This is a genomic window from Aminobacter sp. MDW-2 (assembly GCF_014250155.1).
Lineage (GTDB): Bacteria > Pseudomonadota > Alphaproteobacteria > Rhizobiales > Rhizobiaceae > Aminobacter > Aminobacter ciceronei.
The window spans coordinates 3,319,940-3,336,283 of record NZ_CP060197.1 but is presented as its reverse complement, the minus strand read 5'-3'; the positions used below and the strand labels follow the sequence as shown (position 1 = coordinate 3,336,283).

General features: G+C 63.2%; 21 protein-coding genes and 1 pseudogene. 14 read left to right on the top strand and 8 right to left on the bottom strand.

Features of this window, described 5'->3' with window-relative positions; all coding sequences use genetic code 11:
• The first annotated feature begins 12 nt into the window (after positions 1-12).
• Complete coding sequence (locus tag H5P29_RS16330; RefSeq protein WP_154383968.1) at positions 13-942, top strand: hypothetical protein; 930 nt, start codon at positions 13-15, stop codon at positions 940-942.
• 32 nt (positions 943-974) lie between these two features.
• On the opposite strand, the gene H5P29_RS16325 is transcribed toward H5P29_RS16330, so the two are convergent.
• Positions 975-1,880 (bottom strand): alpha/beta hydrolase, encoded by a 906-nt coding sequence (locus H5P29_RS16325; protein WP_154383967.1) that lies wholly within the window; start codon positions 1,878-1,880, stop codon positions 975-977.
• Positions 1,881-1,928: 48 nt separating this feature from the next.
• Here H5P29_RS16325 and H5P29_RS16320 point away from each other — a divergent pair, with 48 nt between their 5' ends.
• Positions 1,929-2,378 (top strand): MarR family winged helix-turn-helix transcriptional regulator, encoded by a 450-nt coding sequence (locus tag H5P29_RS16320; RefSeq protein ID WP_154383966.1) that lies wholly within the window; start codon positions 1,929-1,931, stop codon positions 2,376-2,378.
• 4 nt (positions 2,379-2,382) lie between these two features.
• Here the strand turns inward: H5P29_RS16320 and H5P29_RS16315 are convergent, their stop codons facing one another.
• The 3 genes from H5P29_RS16315 to H5P29_RS16305 form a co-directional block, all read right to left on the bottom strand.
• Positions 2,383-3,267 carry a sulfite oxidase heme-binding subunit YedZ gene (locus tag H5P29_RS16315; RefSeq protein ID WP_154383965.1) on the bottom strand — a complete coding sequence of 295 codons (885 nt, stop codon included), beginning with the start codon at positions 3,265-3,267 and terminating at the stop codon, positions 2,383-2,385.
• Positions 3,268-3,386: 119 nt separating this feature from the next.
• Complete coding sequence (locus H5P29_RS16310; RefSeq protein WP_154384224.1) at positions 3,387-3,998, bottom strand: pyridoxamine 5'-phosphate oxidase family protein; 612 nt, start codon at positions 3,996-3,998, stop codon at positions 3,387-3,389.
• A gap of 82 nt (positions 3,999-4,080) precedes the next feature.
• The gene (locus H5P29_RS16305; RefSeq protein WP_067961257.1) at positions 4,081-4,434 is read right to left on the bottom strand and encodes a gamma-butyrobetaine hydroxylase-like domain-containing protein; all 354 of its coding nucleotides are present in this window, start codon (positions 4,432-4,434) and stop codon (positions 4,081-4,083) included.
• 207 nt (positions 4,435-4,641) lie between these two features.
• Between H5P29_RS16305 and moaA the strand changes: the two genes are divergently transcribed.
• From moaA to H5P29_RS16250, 12 genes and pseudogenes are all read left to right on the top strand, one after another.
• Complete coding sequence (moaA, locus tag H5P29_RS16300) at positions 4,642-5,637, top strand: GTP 3',8-cyclase MoaA (RefSeq protein WP_067961254.1); 996 nt, start codon at positions 4,642-4,644, stop codon at positions 5,635-5,637.
• A gap of 95 nt (positions 5,638-5,732) precedes the next feature.
• Positions 5,733-6,719 (top strand): hypothetical protein, encoded by a 987-nt coding sequence (locus H5P29_RS16295; protein ID WP_154383964.1) that lies wholly within the window; start codon positions 5,733-5,735, stop codon positions 6,717-6,719.
• A pseudogene (locus H5P29_RS32585) lies at positions 6,720-6,871 on the top strand (GTP 3',8-cyclase MoaA); the annotation flags it as partial.
• A 48-nt stretch (positions 6,872-6,919) separates the two neighbouring features.
• On the top strand, positions 6,920-7,390 hold the full coding sequence (locus H5P29_RS16290; protein ID WP_246670677.1) for a hypothetical protein: 471 nt from the start codon (positions 6,920-6,922) through the stop codon (positions 7,388-7,390).
• A 92-nt stretch (positions 7,391-7,482) separates the two neighbouring features.
• Positions 7,483-8,403 (top strand): DMT family transporter, encoded by a 921-nt coding sequence (locus H5P29_RS16285; RefSeq protein ID WP_185910107.1) that lies wholly within the window; start codon positions 7,483-7,485, stop codon positions 8,401-8,403.
• Positions 8,404-8,405: 2 nt separating this feature from the next.
• Positions 8,406-9,029 (top strand): molybdenum cofactor guanylyltransferase MobA, encoded by a 624-nt coding sequence (mobA, locus tag H5P29_RS16280; RefSeq protein ID WP_154383963.1) that lies wholly within the window; start codon positions 8,406-8,408, stop codon positions 9,027-9,029.
• The gene (mobB, locus tag H5P29_RS16275; RefSeq protein ID WP_154383962.1) at positions 9,029-9,541 is read left to right on the top strand and encodes a molybdopterin-guanine dinucleotide biosynthesis protein B; all 513 of its coding nucleotides are present in this window, start codon (positions 9,029-9,031) and stop codon (positions 9,539-9,541) included. Before mobA ends, mobB begins: the two co-directional genes overlap by 1 nt.
• 160 nt (positions 9,542-9,701) lie before the next feature.
• The gene (locus H5P29_RS16270; protein ID WP_154383961.1) at positions 9,702-10,478 is read left to right on the top strand and encodes an ABC transporter substrate-binding protein; all 777 of its coding nucleotides are present in this window, start codon (positions 9,702-9,704) and stop codon (positions 10,476-10,478) included.
• A 133-nt stretch (positions 10,479-10,611) separates the two neighbouring features.
• Entirely contained in the window at positions 10,612-11,325 is a 714-nt protein-coding gene (locus H5P29_RS16265; protein WP_154383960.1) for an ABC transporter permease, read from the top strand.
• Entirely contained in the window at positions 11,322-12,152 is an 831-nt protein-coding gene (locus H5P29_RS16260; protein ID WP_067961223.1) for an ABC transporter permease, read from the top strand. Before H5P29_RS16265 ends, H5P29_RS16260 begins: the two co-directional genes overlap by 4 nt.
• A 103-nt stretch (positions 12,153-12,255) precedes the next feature.
• Positions 12,256-13,125, top strand: a complete 870-nt coding sequence (locus H5P29_RS16255; protein ID WP_067961219.1) for an NAD(P)-dependent oxidoreductase — start codon at positions 12,256-12,258, stop codon at positions 13,123-13,125.
• A gap of 9 nt (positions 13,126-13,134) precedes the next feature.
• Positions 13,135-13,833 (top strand): DNA alkylation repair protein, encoded by a 699-nt coding sequence (locus H5P29_RS16250; RefSeq protein ID WP_154383959.1) that lies wholly within the window; start codon positions 13,135-13,137, stop codon positions 13,831-13,833.
• Here H5P29_RS16250 and H5P29_RS16245 read toward each other — a convergent pair whose 3' ends face one another.
• From H5P29_RS16245 to H5P29_RS16230, 4 genes are all read right to left on the bottom strand, one after another.
• A complete protein-coding gene (locus H5P29_RS16245; RefSeq protein ID WP_067961212.1) occupies positions 13,834-14,325 on the bottom strand; it encodes an Lrp/AsnC family transcriptional regulator in 492 nt (163 codons plus the stop codon).
• A gap of 102 nt (positions 14,326-14,427) precedes the next feature.
• A complete protein-coding gene (locus H5P29_RS16240; RefSeq protein WP_154383958.1) occupies positions 14,428-15,051 on the bottom strand; it encodes a uracil-DNA glycosylase family protein in 624 nt (207 codons plus the stop codon).
• A gap of 2 nt (positions 15,052-15,053) precedes the next feature.
• A complete protein-coding gene (locus H5P29_RS16235) occupies positions 15,054-15,665 on the bottom strand; it encodes a glutathione S-transferase family protein (protein ID WP_067961206.1) in 612 nt (203 codons plus the stop codon).
• Positions 15,666-15,712: 47 nt separating this feature from the next.
• Positions 15,713-16,330 carry a thermonuclease family protein gene (locus tag H5P29_RS16230; RefSeq protein WP_067961204.1) on the bottom strand — a complete coding sequence of 206 codons (618 nt, stop codon included), beginning with the start codon at positions 16,328-16,330 and terminating at the stop codon, positions 15,713-15,715.
• Between the last annotated feature and the right edge of the window lie 14 nt (positions 16,331-16,344).

Sequence of the window (16,344 nt, the reverse complement as noted above, 5' to 3'; positions counted from 1 at the left end):
AGAGGTCCAGACATGACGCACTTTGCCTACACGGGCTCGGGCCCGTATTGCTATGCCAATTCCTTCGCCATGATGTTCGGCGCCGATGGACCGTCGACCGCCGTCATCGAGGTGGCCATTGGCGGCCCGTTCGGCATGCAGCTGATCGGCGGCACGTTGCCCTTCTTCGACCCCTATGGCTGGGACCCGGAGAAAGGTTTCGAAGTCGCGCTTTCAGCGCTCGGCTGGACATGTGATGTCACGCAAGGGGGAGAAGCCGAAGAGGCCCTGGCGCGCCTCAAGGCGGCATTGGCCGCCGGCCCGGTCTGGATCGGTCCCGTCGAGATGGGGCATCTCAGGCATCAGCCACGCATGCGCGGCCCGATTGAGGCCGATCATTACGTCGTGGCGCTCGAAGTCGACGACGAGAGCATCCTGATGCACGATCCGCAGGGCTATCCCTATGCCCGCCTGCCCCTCGCCGACTTCATGGCCGCCTGGAGCGCAAAAACGCTGATCTACGGCACGCCGTATACGATGCGCACCGCCTTCAGGCGTACCGCCGACGTCGCCGAAGTGGACATGATCAGGGCGTCGATCCCTTCGGCGATCCGCTGGCTGTCGATGGCGGGTGAGCACGACATGCCGGCGGGAAGCTCGGGCAACGCCGCCGCCGCCGAAGCGCTGGCGCGGCTGATCGAGCGTGGTTGCGGCGACGACCTTCGTGGCCACATGATCCATTTCGCTGTCCGGGCAGGCGCTCGCCGCGCGACAGACGCCGCGACCTGCCTGGAACGCGCGGGATATGTCGAGGCGGCTCGGATTGCGGGACGACAGGCCCGGCTCATCGGCGCGCTGCAATACCCCCTTGTCGCCGGCAAGGATGGCGAAGCAGCGGCATCGCTTCGCGAACTGGCGCCGACCTACGACATGCTGAGGGCCGCGCTGAAGGGCCAGGGCTGAGCCCTGGCGATCCTCATGGCGCCAACGACTGCCTAGTGGACCGTGTCGAGTTCGCGCGCTGCCTGGAGAAAGCCAACCGCCTCGGCCACGACCTTGGCGCTCGACAGGATGCGGCGGTGACCGAGACCGTCGGCCCAGAACAGCCTGACATGGCCGCCGGCGCCGGCCATGGCGCGCGCTTCGTTGGCCGACACTTCCCTGTCGTCAGGGGCGTGGATCACAAGCGTCGGGGTGGCCAGGCGCATCAGCAGCCTGGAACCGACGAACTGGCCGATTGGGGTGCCGGTCACACGCTGCACCTGCCCCGAGATCGCGCGCTGCGTCCTGGGGCCGAGGTTCAGATAGCGGCCGAAATCGTCGAACAGCCTGGGCATCGAATCGGGCGCGGCCACCAGCACGAGCCGCTTGGCTCCAAGCGGCTCGAACCCCTTGACGGTTCCGGCAGCAGCGTTGACGGCAACCGCGCCGCCGAAGGAATGGCCGACGATCGCCTCGAACGGCCCGAACCATTGGCCGGCAAGGGTTGCCGCTTCGACGGCCTTGGCCATGTCGAGCGCGCGTCCAAGCGAGCCACCATGCCCCGGCAGGTCGAGCGAGATCACGCGCATGCCGGCATCCCTATAGCCTTCGATCAGCGCTTGCATGTATTCGGTGCGCGAGCGCCAGCCATGGATGACGAGCACTGTTCCCCTGCTTGCTCCCTCAGGGCGAAACTCGTGCATCGCCACACAGCTTTTCTGCGTCTTGATTCGATGGTGACGGGCCTCCGCCATGAAGCCCGAAGCATTGCTGATAGCGCGCCTTTCGCCCGATGTCAGCGAGCGCTGGCTCGGCGTTCGTCGAAAAAGCTCGAATGCGGCGCGACCGGCGAGACGTGGCGAAACCAGTTCGGCCGCACCGAACAGCCGCCGGATGACCTTGAGCCCGATTGATGCCATAGTGATCGTCCATCCATAAGTTCAATCATGAACAATAATAGTTCAATCATGAACAATAGACAAGATTTGCCGTGGGACAACCCGCGGTTCCGCAACTGGGTCGCCGTGGCCAAGGCGTGCCACTCGATGGAGCGTGCCCTGGCGAGCGCGCTGCAGCCGCACGATCTGAAGCCGGCGCAGCTCGATGTCCTTATGAATCTCTATCGCCATCCCGGCATTTCGCAGCACGATCTGGCCCGCAAGCTGCTTGTCGGTCGCTCGAACATCACCATGCTGCTGCCGCAGCTGGAAAAGCGCGCGCTGGTCAAGCGAGAGGGCGATGCCAAGGACCGCCGGGTGATGCGACTAACGCTGACCGAAGACGGCGCCGCACTGCTGATGCAGGCGCTGAAAGCCTATGGCGCCTTGATCGAAAAGGCGATGAGCGCATCGACGCCCGAACAATGCGACCTGATCGGCGCGCACATGCTGCGCGTCGCAGACGCACTGAAGGAATAGCCGCTCAGGCGGCAGCCCTTGCAGCCCGCCTGCCCCGCGGCGCCTCCGCCCTTCCCATCGATCTGACGAAACCGAGCACCGCTGCGGCAAGGCCCGTCGCCAGCACCCACCAGCCCGGCCGGATCGTGTAGGAAAACTGCAGGTTGGCCCACAGCACGCGGGCGGGCGGCACGCCGGTCGCCAGCCCGTACCAGGCCGCCTCGACAATCACCGTCGACATCGCAGCGACGACCGCAATCGCGACAAGCACCAGCGGCGACGTCAGGTTGAGCCCGCGCCAATGCGCCAGGCGGTAGAACATCAGAAGCATGAACAAGCCGGCCAACAGCGTCGGCTCGTACACGTCGGCCTTGGACTGCATGAAAAAATGCAATGCCGCAAGTATGCCGATGGCGTAGACAATCTTGTGCAATCGGTTCCAGTTGCGCCCGAGCTTCCTGATAGCCCCGTCCGTCGACGTCAGCCCGAGGGCAACAAGTCCCAGCAGTGCAACGAAGCCGATGGTGAGATAGATTCGAAGCGCGATCTCGCTGACGACACGGAAAACATCCCAATTCTGGTCGAAGAAATAGAGCACGAGATGACCGATGGCGTAGGCAAGCGCGGCAATGCCGAGCATGCGACGGATGAGGATCAGCTTCGGCCATTGGCCGATGCGGCGCAGCGGCGTCACTGCCAGCGACATCAACAGGAAGCGGATCGCCCAATCGCCGGTTTCATGGATGGCGGCGGTGAAGGGCCGTGGCCCGAGCAGCGTGCCGGCGCCGGCGCCTTGCGGAAAGCCTTTCACCGCGTAGTAGCCAAGCAGCAATGCCGGCACCAACGTTCCGGCAAAGGCCAAAGCCTTGAGCGGCGAGAGTTTACCAGTGCGGTCAGTCCAGGGCGTCATTCCATCCAGCTCCAGCAGTTTTGCTGGTATACGTCGATAACGCCCGCTGAGTTACACCAACGCAATCACTTTGTTTTGAGCCCGGTTGCCGCGCTGACGGCCCAAAACGCGGCCTCGGCCTACCACATCGACTTCCTGGCGCGCTCCGGCCATTCACGATCATAGGTGTCGCCATCGATGCCGGCGCGACTGGTGATCGCAAGGATCTGTCCCGGCGTTGGCAGCGTCTTCGGATCGACATGACGCTCGGGGTTCCACAGTTCCGACCGCACGATCGCGCGCGCACACTGGAAATAGACGGCATCGACGTCGACCACCGTCACCGAACGCGCCGGCTTGCCTTCGACTGCGAAGGACGCACACAGCTCCGCATCGACGCTGATATGGGCACGACCATTGACGCGCAGCGTCGTGCCGGAACCCGGCACCAGAAACAGCAGCGCGACGCGCGGATCGCGGATGATGTTCCTCAGCGAGTCGGCGCGGTTGTTGCCGCGGCGGTCCGGCATCATCAGAGTGCGTGGATCGTGGATGCGGACGAAGCCGGCGAGATCGCCGCGCGGCGAACAGTCGAGCCCTTCCGGCCCGCTGGTCGCCAGCGAGACGAAGGGCGAGGCCTCGATGAACGCGGCGTATTCAGGGATGACATGGTCGAGTTCCTTGACCAGCGAGGTTTCGCCTGGAACGCCGTAGAGCGCCTCAAGCTGTTCGACCGTTGATATGACGGACATCATGTCCCCTTCCTGCTTGGATGCTGATGCGCTTAGCCGGCCAATGTGAACAGCCCAAGACAACGTGAACGGCCAAAGACAATCAGCGGTCGCGGCTCAATCCTTTTTGCGCCAGCTCGTCGAGATATTCCTGCCAGCGCTTGTCCTTGTCGTGTCCGAGCGTATGCAGATAGTTCCAGGTGAAGATGCCGGTGTCGTGGAAATCGTCGAAGGTGATGCGTACGGCATAATTGCCGACCGGCTCGACCTTGAGGATGGCGACCTCCTTCTTGCCAGGCACCGTCACCCGCTGCTCAGGCGAATGGCCCTGCACCTCGGCGGAGGGCGAAAGCACGCGCAGCAGTTCGGCCGAAAGCTCGAACGGGCGATGGTCCGGGAACGTCACCGTCAACAGCTTGCGGTCCTTGGAGACCCTCAATTCCTTCGGTGCCGTCATGATCCGTCCTGCCGTTATGAGATGCCATTCACTACTGCGCTTCGGACGTCGCGGAAAGCGCTAAGACAGCGCCGGGACGGCAAACCAAGGAGAGTCACTCCGGGGCAACAAACTTTCATCTTGATTGACATGCACAAGCGTACAACATAGCCGTAATATGACAGTGCTGGCCAAGGCACCACGAAACGGGAAACGGAAGCGCAGACCATGGATATGATCGATCCTTTCGGTCGCTCGATCAGTTATCTGCGCGTGTCGGTTACCGACCGCTGCGACTTCCGTTGCACTTATTGCATGGCCGAAGACATGGCCTTCCTGCCCAAGAAGGACCTGTTGTCGCTCGAGGAGCTCGACCGGCTTTGCACCGTCTTCGTCGAAAAGGGCGTCAAGAAGCTGCGCCTGACCGGCGGCGAACCTTTGGTGCGCAAGAACGTCATGCACCTCATTCGCCAGCTCTCGCGCCATCTCGATAGCGGCGCACTGGAAGAGCTGACGCTGACCACCAATGGCTCACAGCTGTCGCGCTTCGCTGCCGAACTGGCCGATTGCGGCGTCAAGCGCATCAACGTCTCGCTCGACACGCTCGATCCCGACAAGTTCCACGCCATCACGCGCTGGGGCCATCTCGCCAAGGTGATGGAAGGCATTGATGCCGCCCAGGCGGCCGGCCTGCACATCAAGATCAACGCGGTTGCCCTCAAGGGTTTCAACGATACCGAAATCCCTGAAATCCTGCGCTGGGCCAATGGCCGTGGCATGGACCTGACGGTCATAGAGACGATGCCGATGGGCGAGATCGATGCCGACCGCACCGACCAGTATCTGCCGCTGTCGCTGCTGAGGGCCAATCTCGAGCGGCAATTCACCTTGACCGACATCCCGTTCAAGACAGGCGGACCGGCGCGTTACGTCGATGTCGCTGAAACCGGCGGAAAGCTGGGCTTCATCACGCCGATGACGCATAATTTCTGCGAGAGCTGCAATCGCGTGCGCCTGACCTGCACCGGCACGCTCTATATGTGCCTCGGCCAGGAGGACGCGGCCGACCTCAGGGCGCCGCTGCGCGCCTCCGAAGGCAACGAACTCTTGTCCAATGCCATCGACGAGGCGATCGGACGCAAGCCGAAGGGCCACGATTTCATCATCGACCGCCGCACCAATCGGCCGTCCGTCTCCCGCCACATGAGCGTGACAGGCGGCTGAGCGATATCGACCTTCGCCACCCGACAACGTCCTCGTGAGGCCATGAGCATGCTTACCGGCTCGCCGCGACGTTCTCCGCCCCGACCTTCTCCGCAATGACGCTGACGAAGCGTGTCGCCCGCAAGCTGCAAACGCTGTGGCGCCATGTGTTTCCGCGCGCGCAGGCGTTCTGCGTCGAAACCGTCGGACGTGCGCGGCTTGCATACGATCCGCAGTATCCGGCGTTCGTGCGGGAATACTATTTGTACTGTGTCGCATTGTTCCGCGAAACGCTGGCCGTGCGCGACGCGCCGGTCAATCTCCTGTTCGGCGACTCCGAGGTCAACTGCGGCAATGCGAACCGCACGCGGCGCATCGATGTCCAGTGGGAACACACGCTGGTCATGCCGGGCGGGCGCGACAGCGACGGCGCGCCGACCGGTGCCGTGCCATTGCCGGACGGCCAAGGGCACTATCTCGCGCGCGTGGTGAACCGCGCGGTGGTCGAATCGGCCGACGTGATCATCGACTACAGCCAGCCGAATGTCGAAAACCTGCGTCGCGCCGGCGGCTTCGATGCGTATCTGGCCAAGACGATCGTGCTCGCGCCGCTGCTGTATGACACCGACGTCACCCCAGGCACGCGGCGGCGCGACGCGATCACGCTGTTTGGCGACGTCGCGCAACCGCGCCGCGCGGCGTTTCTTGAAGCGGCCCACACGGCGCGCCTGTCGCTGGTCAATGTCAGCGGTGTCTACGCGGGCGCCGCGCTGTGCAGGCTCTACCGCGACACGCGCGTGCTCGTGAACGTGCATCAGACCGGCCAGCACCACACGTTTGAGGAATTGCGCGTATTGCCGGCGCTGCTGTGCGGTGTGGTCGTCGTCAGCGAAGACGTGCCGCTACGCGAGTCGATCGCGTATCACCCGTTCGTGGTGTGGGCGCGCTACGGCGAACTCGCCGACACGGTGCGCGCGGTGCTCGCCGACTACGCGGCCTATCGCGAACGGATCTTCGGCGACGGGCGATTCGAGGCGGTCGTCGAGCGAATGAGGCGGGACAATCGCGATAGGGTGAAGACCGCGCTGCAGCGGTTGTGGTAGCGTCGGGACGCGGCTGACCTCAGGGCGCCGCTGCGCGCCTCCGAAGGCAACGGGCTTTTGTCCAACGCCATTGACGAGGCGATCGGGCGCATCATCGACGCCGCACCAATCGCCCGTCCGTCTCGCGCCATATCAGTGTGACAGGCGGCTAAGTTGCAGCTATCGTCGCCACCCGACAACGTCCTCGTGAGGTAATGGGCATGGCTTACCGGTTCGCCAGGACGTTCTCCGCAATGGTGCTGGCGATGGTGCTGGCCGCGCCTGCACTTGCCAAGCCATTCATCTACACCAATGCCCGCTTCGGCACGTCGGTGACGTTTCCGCATGAAATCTTCGTCAGCAAGGACGAACCGCCCGAGAACGGCGACGGCATGACATTCCTGGCGGCGGATGGGGCGAGCCTCGCGATCTACGGTTCCAACAACGCGCTCGAGCAGACGCCCAGGCAGCTTGCCGACATGAGTTCCGAGGGCGTGGAGGTCACCTACCGCAAGCTGGGCAAGGACTGGATCGTACTGTCGGGCCACGACGGCAACGACATATTCTACCACCGGCTCGAATTTGGCAGGGGCGGCGTCATTCATGCCTTCCTGCTCAAATACCCAGTGTCGTCCAAGGCCAAATACGACCCGTTGGTGAGCGCCATCGCCGAGAGCCTCAACGGCCCGTGAGGCCAATCGACATGTCTGGTCCATCCGATTGGCATTGCTGTTTCACGCACCGGTGCTAAAGCCTTGAGCAACAGCAGCAACGGAAAGCCGACGTGCCACTTTCCTCGAATGTTCGCGGCGCCACCTTCATGGTCGTCGCGATGGCAGCCTTTACCTTCAACGACACGTTGAGCAAGCTCGCCGCCCAGACGATCAATCCGGGCCAGCTGATGCTGGTTCGCGGGCTGTTCGCCACCACGCTGATCAGCCTTCTCGCCTGGCAGCAGGGTGCCTTGAAGGGCTACCGGAGCTACTGGCATCCGATGGTGTTCCTGCGCCTTGTCGGCGAGGTTGGCGGCACGGTTTGCTTCCTCGCCGCCCTGCCCCATCTACCGTTGGGCAATATCTCGGCCGTGCTGCAGGCGCTGCCCTTGGCGGTAACCATGGGGGCAGCCCTTTTCCTCGGCGAGGCCGTCGGCTGGCGCCGCTGGCTGGCCATCGCCTCCGGTTTCGGCGGCGTCCTGATCATCGTCCGGCCGGGGTTCGAAGGCTTCAACGCGTTTTCGCTACTGGCCCTGCTTTCGGTCGCCTTCTGCGCCGTGCGCGATCTGGCAACGCGCAAAATCCCCGGGCACATCCCGTCGCTTTTCGTCTCGACCACCACCACTGTCATCATCACCGTCACCGGGGCGCTGACCATCGTGCCGTTCGGCGGCTGGGTGCCCATGTCGGTCAATCTTGTCGCATTCCTCGCCGGCGCCGCGGTGCTGGTGCTTTTCGGCTACCAGTTCGTCATCATGGCGATGCGCGAAGGCGAAATTTCCTTCATCGCGCCGTTCCGCTACACCGCCCTGATCTGGGCGCTCTCGCTCAGCGTCTTCGTCTTCGGCGATATCCCCGACCTGGCCATGATCGCGGGTGCTGCCGTCATCGTTGCGTCCGGCCTCTATTCGCTCTATCGCGAACGCGTTGTCGGCAAGGGCCGGCCGGCAGCCGAAAGCACCAGTGCCTCGATGGCGCCCGACGGGATCTAGGCATGGCAGAGCAGATTGCAGGGTTGATCCTCGCCGGCGGCCGCTCCAGCCGGATGGGCGGCGCAGACAAGACGCTTCTGGCGCTTGCCGGCCGTCCCCTGACCGGCCTGGTGCTCGATCGCCTGCGCCCGCAGGTCGGTCGGATCGCCATCAACACCAATGCCGACCCAGCCGGTTTCGTCGGCTTCGGCGTCGACATCATCAGCGACACGATTGCAGGTTATCAGGGACCGCTGGCCGGCATCCTGGCAGGCATGGAGTGGGCGGCAGGCAAGCCTGATATCACGCACATCCTCAGCGTTGCCGGCGACACGCCCTTCTTCCCCGATGATCTCGGCAAGCGACTGGCCGCGCACGCGGTCGCCGGACGCGTCGTTGCAGCCGCCTCGAACAGGCGCGTGCACCCGACATTTGCGCTGTGGCCGGTTTCGCTGCGCGAGGCGCTTGCAGGGTTTCTGGAAAGCGGCGATACCCGCAGAGTGATGACTTTTCTCGAGCAGGCAGGCCTCGACGTGGTGGATTTTCCGGTGACGCAACGTGGTTCCGTTGAAGTCGACCCGTTCTTCAACATCAACACGCCCGACGACCTTGCCCAGGCTGCGCGTATCATTGACGAGGCAGACTGATGACGCATCGCGTTTTCGGCATCACCGGCTGGAAGAACTCCGGCAAGACGACTTTGACCGAACGCCTGGTGACGGAACTGGTCAGACGCGGCTGGAGGGTCTCGACCATCAAGCATGCCCACCACGATTTCGACATAGACAAGCCGGGCGCTGACAGCTTTCGCCATCGCGAGGCCGGCGCCACGGAAGTCGCCATCGTCTCGGGTCGGCGCTGGGCGTTGATGCATGAATTGCGCAACGAAACCGAGCCGACGCTCGATGAGGTTCTCACACGAATCGCCCCTTGCGACCTTGTGCTGGTCGAGGGCTACAAGCGCGAGCATCATCTCAAGATCGAGGCGCGGCGGCTGGAGGCCAAGGACCGCACGCCGCTTTCGGCGAAAGACCCCTCGATCGTCGCCATTGCCGCCGACCATCCGGTCGAAGGCGAGCAGCTTCCTGTGTTCGGCATCGACGACATCACGGTGATCGCCGACTTCGTCGAAGCGCGGACAGGCCTCGCCGCGCACTGACGCTGCGTCACCGCGCTCACCTGCTCCCTGCGTCGCAAAACCCCTTTTCGCGATTGATTTTTAACTGAAAACAGTGGGAGTATCGCCGCCAGCGGCGGAGTTCATCCGCTCAACGGCCGCCATGGACGGGAACCGGCCGAAGCGAACAGAGAGGAACATCATGGGTATTTCCAAGCGTATTGCCCTGGCTGCGACCGCGGCCCTGGCGCTCACCATCGGTATGGCGCAGTCGCAGGAAAAGACAATCAAGATCGCCACTGAAGGCGCATACCCTCCCTACAACAACCTGACATCAGACGGTAAGCTCGTCGGCTTCGACGTCGACATCGCCAACGCGCTCTGCGAGGAGATGAAGGTCAAGTGTGAGATCGTCGCCCAGGAATGGGACGGCATGATTCCCGCGCTCCAGGCCAGCAAGTTCGACGCCATCATCGCCCAGATGTCGATCACACCAGAGCGCAAGGAAAAGATCGACTTTTCCAAGAAGTACATCAACACGCCAGCCGTGATCGCCGCCGCCAAGGACACCGACATCAAGGGTGTGACCAAGGAAGACCTCGCCGGCAAGACCATCGGCGTCCAGGGCTCGACCATTCACTATAACTACGCCGAGAAGGTCTTCACCGACAGCACCGTCAAGTCTTATCCGACGGCTGACGAATACAAGCTCGACATGGCCAACGGCCGCCTCGACGCGGTCAGCGACGACGCCGTGACCTTGGGTGCCTGGCTGGAAACCGCAGACGGCGCTTGCTGTAAGATCGTCGGCACCATCCCGAACATGCCCGAGATCCACGGCGACGGCGCCGGCGTCGGCGTGCGCAAGGGTGACCCGCTCGCGGATCAGTTCTCGGCAGCCATCAACGCCATCCGCGCCAACGGAAAATACAAGGAAATCAACGACAAATACTTCAAGTTCGACGCTTACGGCAGCTGAGCCGTCAATGCTGTGAAAACTGAACAAGCGGCGGGACAAGTTCCCGCCGTTTGGCTAACATAAGCTCAACGACAAGCCGTCTACAAAGACGGCGGCACTCCCGCCAAGGGAGGCCGATGGGGGCAGCATACCGATGCAAAGCGCGTGGACGCTTCTGAGTTTCGGGCCTGACGGATGGGGGGACGATCTCGCTCATGGCGTGCTCGTCACGGTTTCGCTCGCCCTTGTGACATTGCCGCTGGGCCTGCTTATCGGCTTCCTGGTTGCACTTGCCAAGCAGTCGGGCGAACCTTCGATGCGGCTCGCCGGTAACATCTACACCACCATCTTCCGCGGCTTGCCCGAACTGCTGACGCTGTTCCTCGTGTTCTACGGCGCCCAGATCGGCATCCAGCAGGTCGTGCGGCTGGTGCGGCCCGACGCGGTTGTCGAGATCAACAGCTTCGTCGCCGGCATGGTTGCTCTCGGCGTCGTCTTCTCGTCCTACGCCAGCGAGGTTTTCCTCTCGGCCTTCCGCGCCATCCCGCGTGGCCAGTATGAGGGCGGTTATTCCGTCGGCCTGTCGCCGCGCCAGACGATGCGGCTGGTGATCCTGCCGCAGCTCATCCGTATCGCACTGCCCGGTCTCTCCAACCTGTGGCTCATCCTGCTCAAGGACACGGCCCTGGTCTCGGCCGTCGGCCTGACCGACATCGTGCGCCAGAGCAGCATCGCAGCCCGCGTCACCAAGCAAGCCTTCATGTTCTTCGGCGTTGCCTGCCTCATCTATCTGGCGCTCGCCATCATCTCCTCATTCGGCATCGGCGCCATCGAGCGCTGGGTCGGCAAGCGGGCGGCCGAGCGATGAGCGCGACTGACGGAACCACTGTGAAAGTGCAGCGCCCGGCAGCACCGCCGCGCGGTTGGTCGCGTGAACGCATAGTTGGCTGGGTCCTGGTCTGTCTCTGGATCGCGCTCGGCGCCGGCCTGGCCACCTATCTGTTCAGCGCCTGGAATCCCGAACTTTTCGCCAAATATGCGCCGTCCTATCTCTCGGGCCTGCGTGTGACCCTTGTGCTGGTGGCGATATCCATCGTCCTCGGTGCCATCCTGTCGGTTCCGATCTGCTACGCCCGCATGTCGAAGAACCGCGTGCTGAACGCGATTTCCTACGGCTATGTCTATTTCTTCCGCGGCACGCCGCTGCTCGCTCAGACCTTCCTGATCTATTACGGCTTCGGCTCGTTCCGGCCCCAACTCGAGGCCATCGGCGTGTGGGGCTTCTTCCGCGAAGCCTGGTATTGTGCGGTATTCGCCTTTGCCCTCAACACCGCCGCCTATCAGGCCGAGATCCTGCGCGGGGCGATCGAGAGCGTCGGCAAGGGCCAGTGGGAGGCAGCGTCCGCGCTTGGCCTGTCCAAGCTGCAGACGCTCTACAAGATCATCCTGCCTCAGGCCTTGATCGTCGCGTTGAGGCCATATGGCAACGAGATCATCCTGATGATCAAGGGTTCGGCCATCGTCGCCATCATCACGGTCTATGACCTGATGGGCGAGACGCGCCGCGCCTTCTCGCGCACCTTCGACTTCCAGACCTATCTCTGGGCTGCCCTACTCTACCTGTCGCTGGTCGAAACCCTGCGACATCTGGTGGACTGGATCGAAAGGCGCATCACTCGCCATCTGCATCGCTGATCAGGTCGCCGAAACGCTGGTCCAACCATCGTCGTCTTGACGAATCCGTTCCATGGCATAGACCACGGACACCAGAGCATTTTGCACTTCGAAAGGGTAAGCCATGGCATCGGTCGCGTTCCTTGGTCTCGGCGTCATGGGCTACCCCATGGCCGGCCATCTCAAGAACAAGGGCGGCCATGACGTCACCGTCTACAACCGCACTACCGCCAAGGCGGAGAAATGGGCAGCCCAGCACGGCGACGCTTTTGCCGTGACGCCGGCTGAAGCAGCAGACGGCAAGGACTTCGTCTTTGCCTGCGTCGGCAATGACGACGACCTGCGCGAAGTCACGACGGGCGCCAAGGGCGCATTCCGCTCGATGAAGAAAGGCGCCATCTTCATCGACAACACAACCGCCTCGGCCGAGGTGGCACGTGAGCTCGACACCGCCGCCAAGGCGGGCGGCTTCCACTTCCTCGACGCCCCGGTTTCAGGCGGCCAGGCCGGTGCCGAAAACGGCGTCCTGACCGTCATGGTCGGCGGCGAGCAGGAACCCTTCGAGCGCGCCCGCCCTGTCATCGATTCCTTTGCCCGCATGGTTGGGCTGATGGGGCCTGCAGGCGCTGGCCAGTTGACCAAGATGATCAACCAGATCTGCATCGCCGGCCTCGTCCAGGGCCTCGCCGAGGGCATCCATTTCGGCAAGAAGGCCGGCCTCGACATCGAAAAGGTCGTTGACGTAATCTCCAAGGGTGCCGCCGGCTCCTGGCAGATGGAAAACCGCCACAAGACGATGAATGCCGGCAAGTATGATTTCGGCTTCGCCGTCGACTGGATGCGCAAGGATCTCGGCATCTGCCTGGAAGAGGCCGACCGCAATGGCGCCAAGCTGCCGGTGACCGCCCTTGTCGACCAGTTCTACAAGGACGTGCAGGGCATGGGCGGCAAGCGCTGGGATACCTCGTCCCTGCTCGCCCGCCTCGAGAAATAGAGCGGCACCATGGCGCTTTCGTCGGCTTCGACCGTCGATGATATCATCGCGCATCTGCGCACGCTGGCCTCGCAAGCGAATCTCGCCGGTATGGCCCGCTTCGGCATTGCCACCGACCGCGCACTCGGCATCCCCAATGCCGTGACCAATCCCATAGCCCGCCTGCTCAAGCGCGATCACACCCGCGCTCTGGGCCTGTGGGCGACGGGCATTCGCGAAGCGCGCATCCTGGCGGCCGCGACCGACGAGCCGGCAAAGGTGACCCGCGCCCAAATCGACGCGATGGCCGCCGAGTTCGACAGCTGGGAGATCGTCGATCACGCAGCTCATCTCATCTGCGCTGCAAATCTGGCTCACGAGATCATCCCGGCCTATGCCGCCGATGAGCGCGAATTCGTCCGCCGTGCAGCCTTCTCGACGATCGCGACCGCCGCGGTACATCTCAAGAAGGAGCCGGACGAGACCTTCCTCGGCTGGCTCGGGCTTGTCGAGGCGCAGGCGGGTGACAGCAGGAACTTCGTCAAGAAAGCCGTAAACTGGGCGCTGCGCCAGACCGGCAAGCGCTCGCCTGCCCTCCACGCACCCGCCTTGCAACTGGCGGAGAAGCTGGCGGCGTCGACTGACAAGACGGCGAAATGGATCGGCAAGGACGCCGTGCGCGAACTCACCGATCCCAAGATTGTCGAACGCCTGAGCGCGAAAGCTTGATCAAGCCGCCGACGCGCCGCTCTCCTTGTCGAGGATCATGTAATCGAGCGGCATTTCGGTCGTGTACTTGATCTGCTCCATGGCGAAGGACGACGACACGTCGCGGATCTCGATCTTGGCGATCAGCCGCTTGTAGAAGGCGTCATAGGCGCCGATATCGGGCACCACGACACGCAGGAGGTAATCGACGTCGCCGCTCATGCGGTAGAACTCGATCACTTCAGGAAACTCCTGGATCACCTCGGAGAAGCGGCGCAGCCATTCATGGCTGTGCGAATTGGTGCGGATCGCCACGAACACGGTCACGCGCGCATTGATCTTTTCAGGATCGAGCAGCGCCACGCGGCGCTTGATGACGCCCTCTTCCTCGAGCTTCTGGATGCGGCGCCAGCACGGTGTGGTGGACAAGCCGACTTTCTTGGCGACGTCGGCCACGGCCAAGGTCGCGTCCTCCTGGAGGAGGCGGAGGATTTTCCGGTCAAGGCGGTCCATATCTGGGCTCCGTTAGAAAAGGTTCGCCATAATCCTGTCATTTAGGCCATCATACAAGAAAGGAATTCTCCGCACACCCTGTATCTTCGGTATCGAATTCCACTACACTTGGGAAAGGCGACGTTGGATTTCCGCCTTGAGAAAAGGCAGCAATTCCATTTCGAACCAGGGATTCCGCTTGATCCAGCCGGTGTTGCGCCAGGACGGATGCGGCAAAGGCAGCACATGCGGCGAAGACGAACGCGCCCAGACAGCCCGCCAGTCGGCGACGGTGTCGGTCAAGGACGCCGCGCGCGCCGCGCCCATGTGCCAGCGCTGCGCGTACTGACCGATCGTCAGCACGAGATCGATCTGCGGCATCAGCTTCATCAGCCGGGCACGCCAGGCCATTGCGCATTCCCGTCGCGGCGGCAGATCACCGCCCTTGGCGTCCTGGCCCGGGAAGCAAAAGCCCATCGGCACGATGGCAAAGGCGTCCGGGTCATAAAAGGTCTCCGACGGCACACCCAGCCAATCGCGCAGCCGGTCGCCTGATGCGTCGGTGAAAGGCGCTCCGCTCAGATGCACCCTGGTGCCCGGCGCCTGCCCGGCAATCAGGATGCGCGCAGTGGAAGACGGCACCACCACCGGCCGCGGCTCATGCGGCAAGGACTTGCCCAGTGGTTGCTCGACGCAGATGCGGCAAGCCTTGATCTCGGCGACGAGGCTGTCGAGTTCGGCCGACATGATCAGGCGGCAGCGCTCGGGCGTGCCGCCAGCGCGCGATACCAGCGCTGCACGTTGGTAAACGCCTCCGGCATCACGATCTTCGCCGGCTTCATGAAGTCGATGGCGCACAATCCGGTGATGTCGGCGATGGAATAGTCGTCCCCGGCGGCGAATTCGCGCGCGGCGAGTTCCTTGTCGAGAAAGGCCAGGAACTCGATGGCCTTCGGCCGGTTGACCTCGCCCCATTCCGGCACCTGGGGGATTTCCCACTCCTTCATCGCCGGATGGGTATGGCGGAAGGCGAAGGCCACCGGCTGGAACAGATTCTGCTCGATCCGCCTTTGCCACATCTCGACCCTGGCCTTGCCGAGCGCACTGTTGCCGAACAAGGCGGGCTCGGGATGAAGCTCCTCGAAATAGCGGCAGATGGCGACCGTTTCGGTGAGGATCGTGCCGTCGTCGAGCTCGAGTACCGGCAGTCGCTGCAGCGGATTACGCGAGGAAACATCAGCTCTCTTGTGCTCCATCGCCCCCATGTCGACTGATACCTTGGGCACATCAATGCCTTTTTCGGCCAGGAACACGCGCACGCGCCTCGGATTCGGCGCCCTTCCCCCGTCAAACAGCTTCATTTCTGCCTCCTCAGACTTGTACCGATCTTGCAAGCATAAGCCGCAAGCTACGAGAATCGAAAGATTTCCCGCAGCCAGTTGAGCATGCGCCCATAGCTGCCATGCTCGATTTCAGCCATATCGCCATGCATGTTGCGCCAATCGCGCGGACGGTCGAAGTCGCCGGCCCACAGGCCCTTTCGGCCAAGCCGCGCGGCCGCTTCCTCCGCTTCATAGCCACCATAGGCAACGGCCCAGCCGGCCTCCACCTGCGAACGATTGAGATCGGCGCCGGCAGCCGTGCACTCGCCAAGCAGTCGGCCGTAACGGTCGCGCTCCCAGCCGGCGCAACGCACCTGGCGCCCACTGACCAGCTTCGACAGCGCCTCGCGCGAACGCCGGCCGCAGGGATAGTCAGCGCCGTCCTTGCGGCAAATCTGGGAATATTCCGGCGCATCGATGCCGCGCAGGCGGATGCGCTCGCCGCCGAGCGTGATCGAATCACCGTCATTGACGACGGCGACCCCTTCCGTCCTGCGCGTTTCCACCCGGTCGAGGCGCGCCGAAACCAGGATCAGCAGCCCGAGGACGGCAAACGCCAGCGCATAGTCGAGAATCTTGCGCCAACGACTGCGCGGGCGCCTGAAATACCGCTGCCGCGGCCTGCCCGACCACGAACGGCTCATATGGCAAACAATCC

Coding starts and splice junctions, on each gene's coding strand:
- H5P29_RS16330 (WP_154383968.1), top strand. CDS start 13: ATGACGCACTTTGCCTACACGGGCTCGGGCCCGTATTGCTATGCCAAT.
- H5P29_RS16325 (WP_154383967.1), bottom strand. CDS start 1,880: ATGGCATCAATCGGGCTCAAGGTCATCCGGCGGCTGTTCGGTGCGGCC.
- H5P29_RS16320 (WP_154383966.1), top strand. CDS start 1,929: ATGAACAATAGACAAGATTTGCCGTGGGACAACCCGCGGTTCCGCAAC.
- H5P29_RS16315 (WP_154383965.1), bottom strand. CDS start 3,267: ATGACGCCCTGGACTGACCGCACTGGTAAACTCTCGCCGCTCAAGGCT.
- H5P29_RS16310 (WP_154384224.1), bottom strand. CDS start 3,998: ATGTCCGTCATATCAACGGTCGAACAGCTTGAGGCGCTCTACGGCGTT.
- H5P29_RS16305 (WP_067961257.1), bottom strand. CDS start 4,434: ATGACGGCACCGAAGGAATTGAGGGTCTCCAAGGACCGCAAGCTGTTG.
- moaA (WP_067961254.1), top strand. CDS start 4,642: ATGGATATGATCGATCCTTTCGGTCGCTCGATCAGTTATCTGCGCGTG.
- H5P29_RS16295 (WP_154383964.1), top strand. CDS start 5,733: ATGACGCTGACGAAGCGTGTCGCCCGCAAGCTGCAAACGCTGTGGCGC.
- H5P29_RS16290 (WP_246670677.1), top strand. CDS start 6,920: ATGGCTTACCGGTTCGCCAGGACGTTCTCCGCAATGGTGCTGGCGATG.
- mobA (WP_154383963.1), top strand. CDS start 8,406: ATGGCAGAGCAGATTGCAGGGTTGATCCTCGCCGGCGGCCGCTCCAGC.
- mobB (WP_154383962.1), top strand. CDS start 9,029: ATGACGCATCGCGTTTTCGGCATCACCGGCTGGAAGAACTCCGGCAAG.
- H5P29_RS16270 (WP_154383961.1), top strand. CDS start 9,702: ATGGGTATTTCCAAGCGTATTGCCCTGGCTGCGACCGCGGCCCTGGCG.
- H5P29_RS16265 (WP_154383960.1), top strand. CDS start 10,612: ATGCAAAGCGCGTGGACGCTTCTGAGTTTCGGGCCTGACGGATGGGGG.
- H5P29_RS16260 (WP_067961223.1), top strand. CDS start 11,322: ATGAGCGCGACTGACGGAACCACTGTGAAAGTGCAGCGCCCGGCAGCA.
- H5P29_RS16255 (WP_067961219.1), top strand. CDS start 12,256: ATGGCATCGGTCGCGTTCCTTGGTCTCGGCGTCATGGGCTACCCCATG.
- H5P29_RS16250 (WP_154383959.1), top strand. CDS start 13,135: ATGGCGCTTTCGTCGGCTTCGACCGTCGATGATATCATCGCGCATCTG.
- H5P29_RS16245 (WP_067961212.1), bottom strand. CDS start 14,325: ATGGACCGCCTTGACCGGAAAATCCTCCGCCTCCTCCAGGAGGACGCG.
- H5P29_RS16240 (WP_154383958.1), bottom strand. CDS start 15,051: ATGTCGGCCGAACTCGACAGCCTCGTCGCCGAGATCAAGGCTTGCCGC.
- H5P29_RS16235 (WP_067961206.1), bottom strand. CDS start 15,665: ATGAAGCTGTTTGACGGGGGAAGGGCGCCGAATCCGAGGCGCGTGCGC.
- H5P29_RS16230 (WP_067961204.1), bottom strand. CDS start 16,330: ATGAGCCGTTCGTGGTCGGGCAGGCCGCGGCAGCGGTATTTCAGGCGC.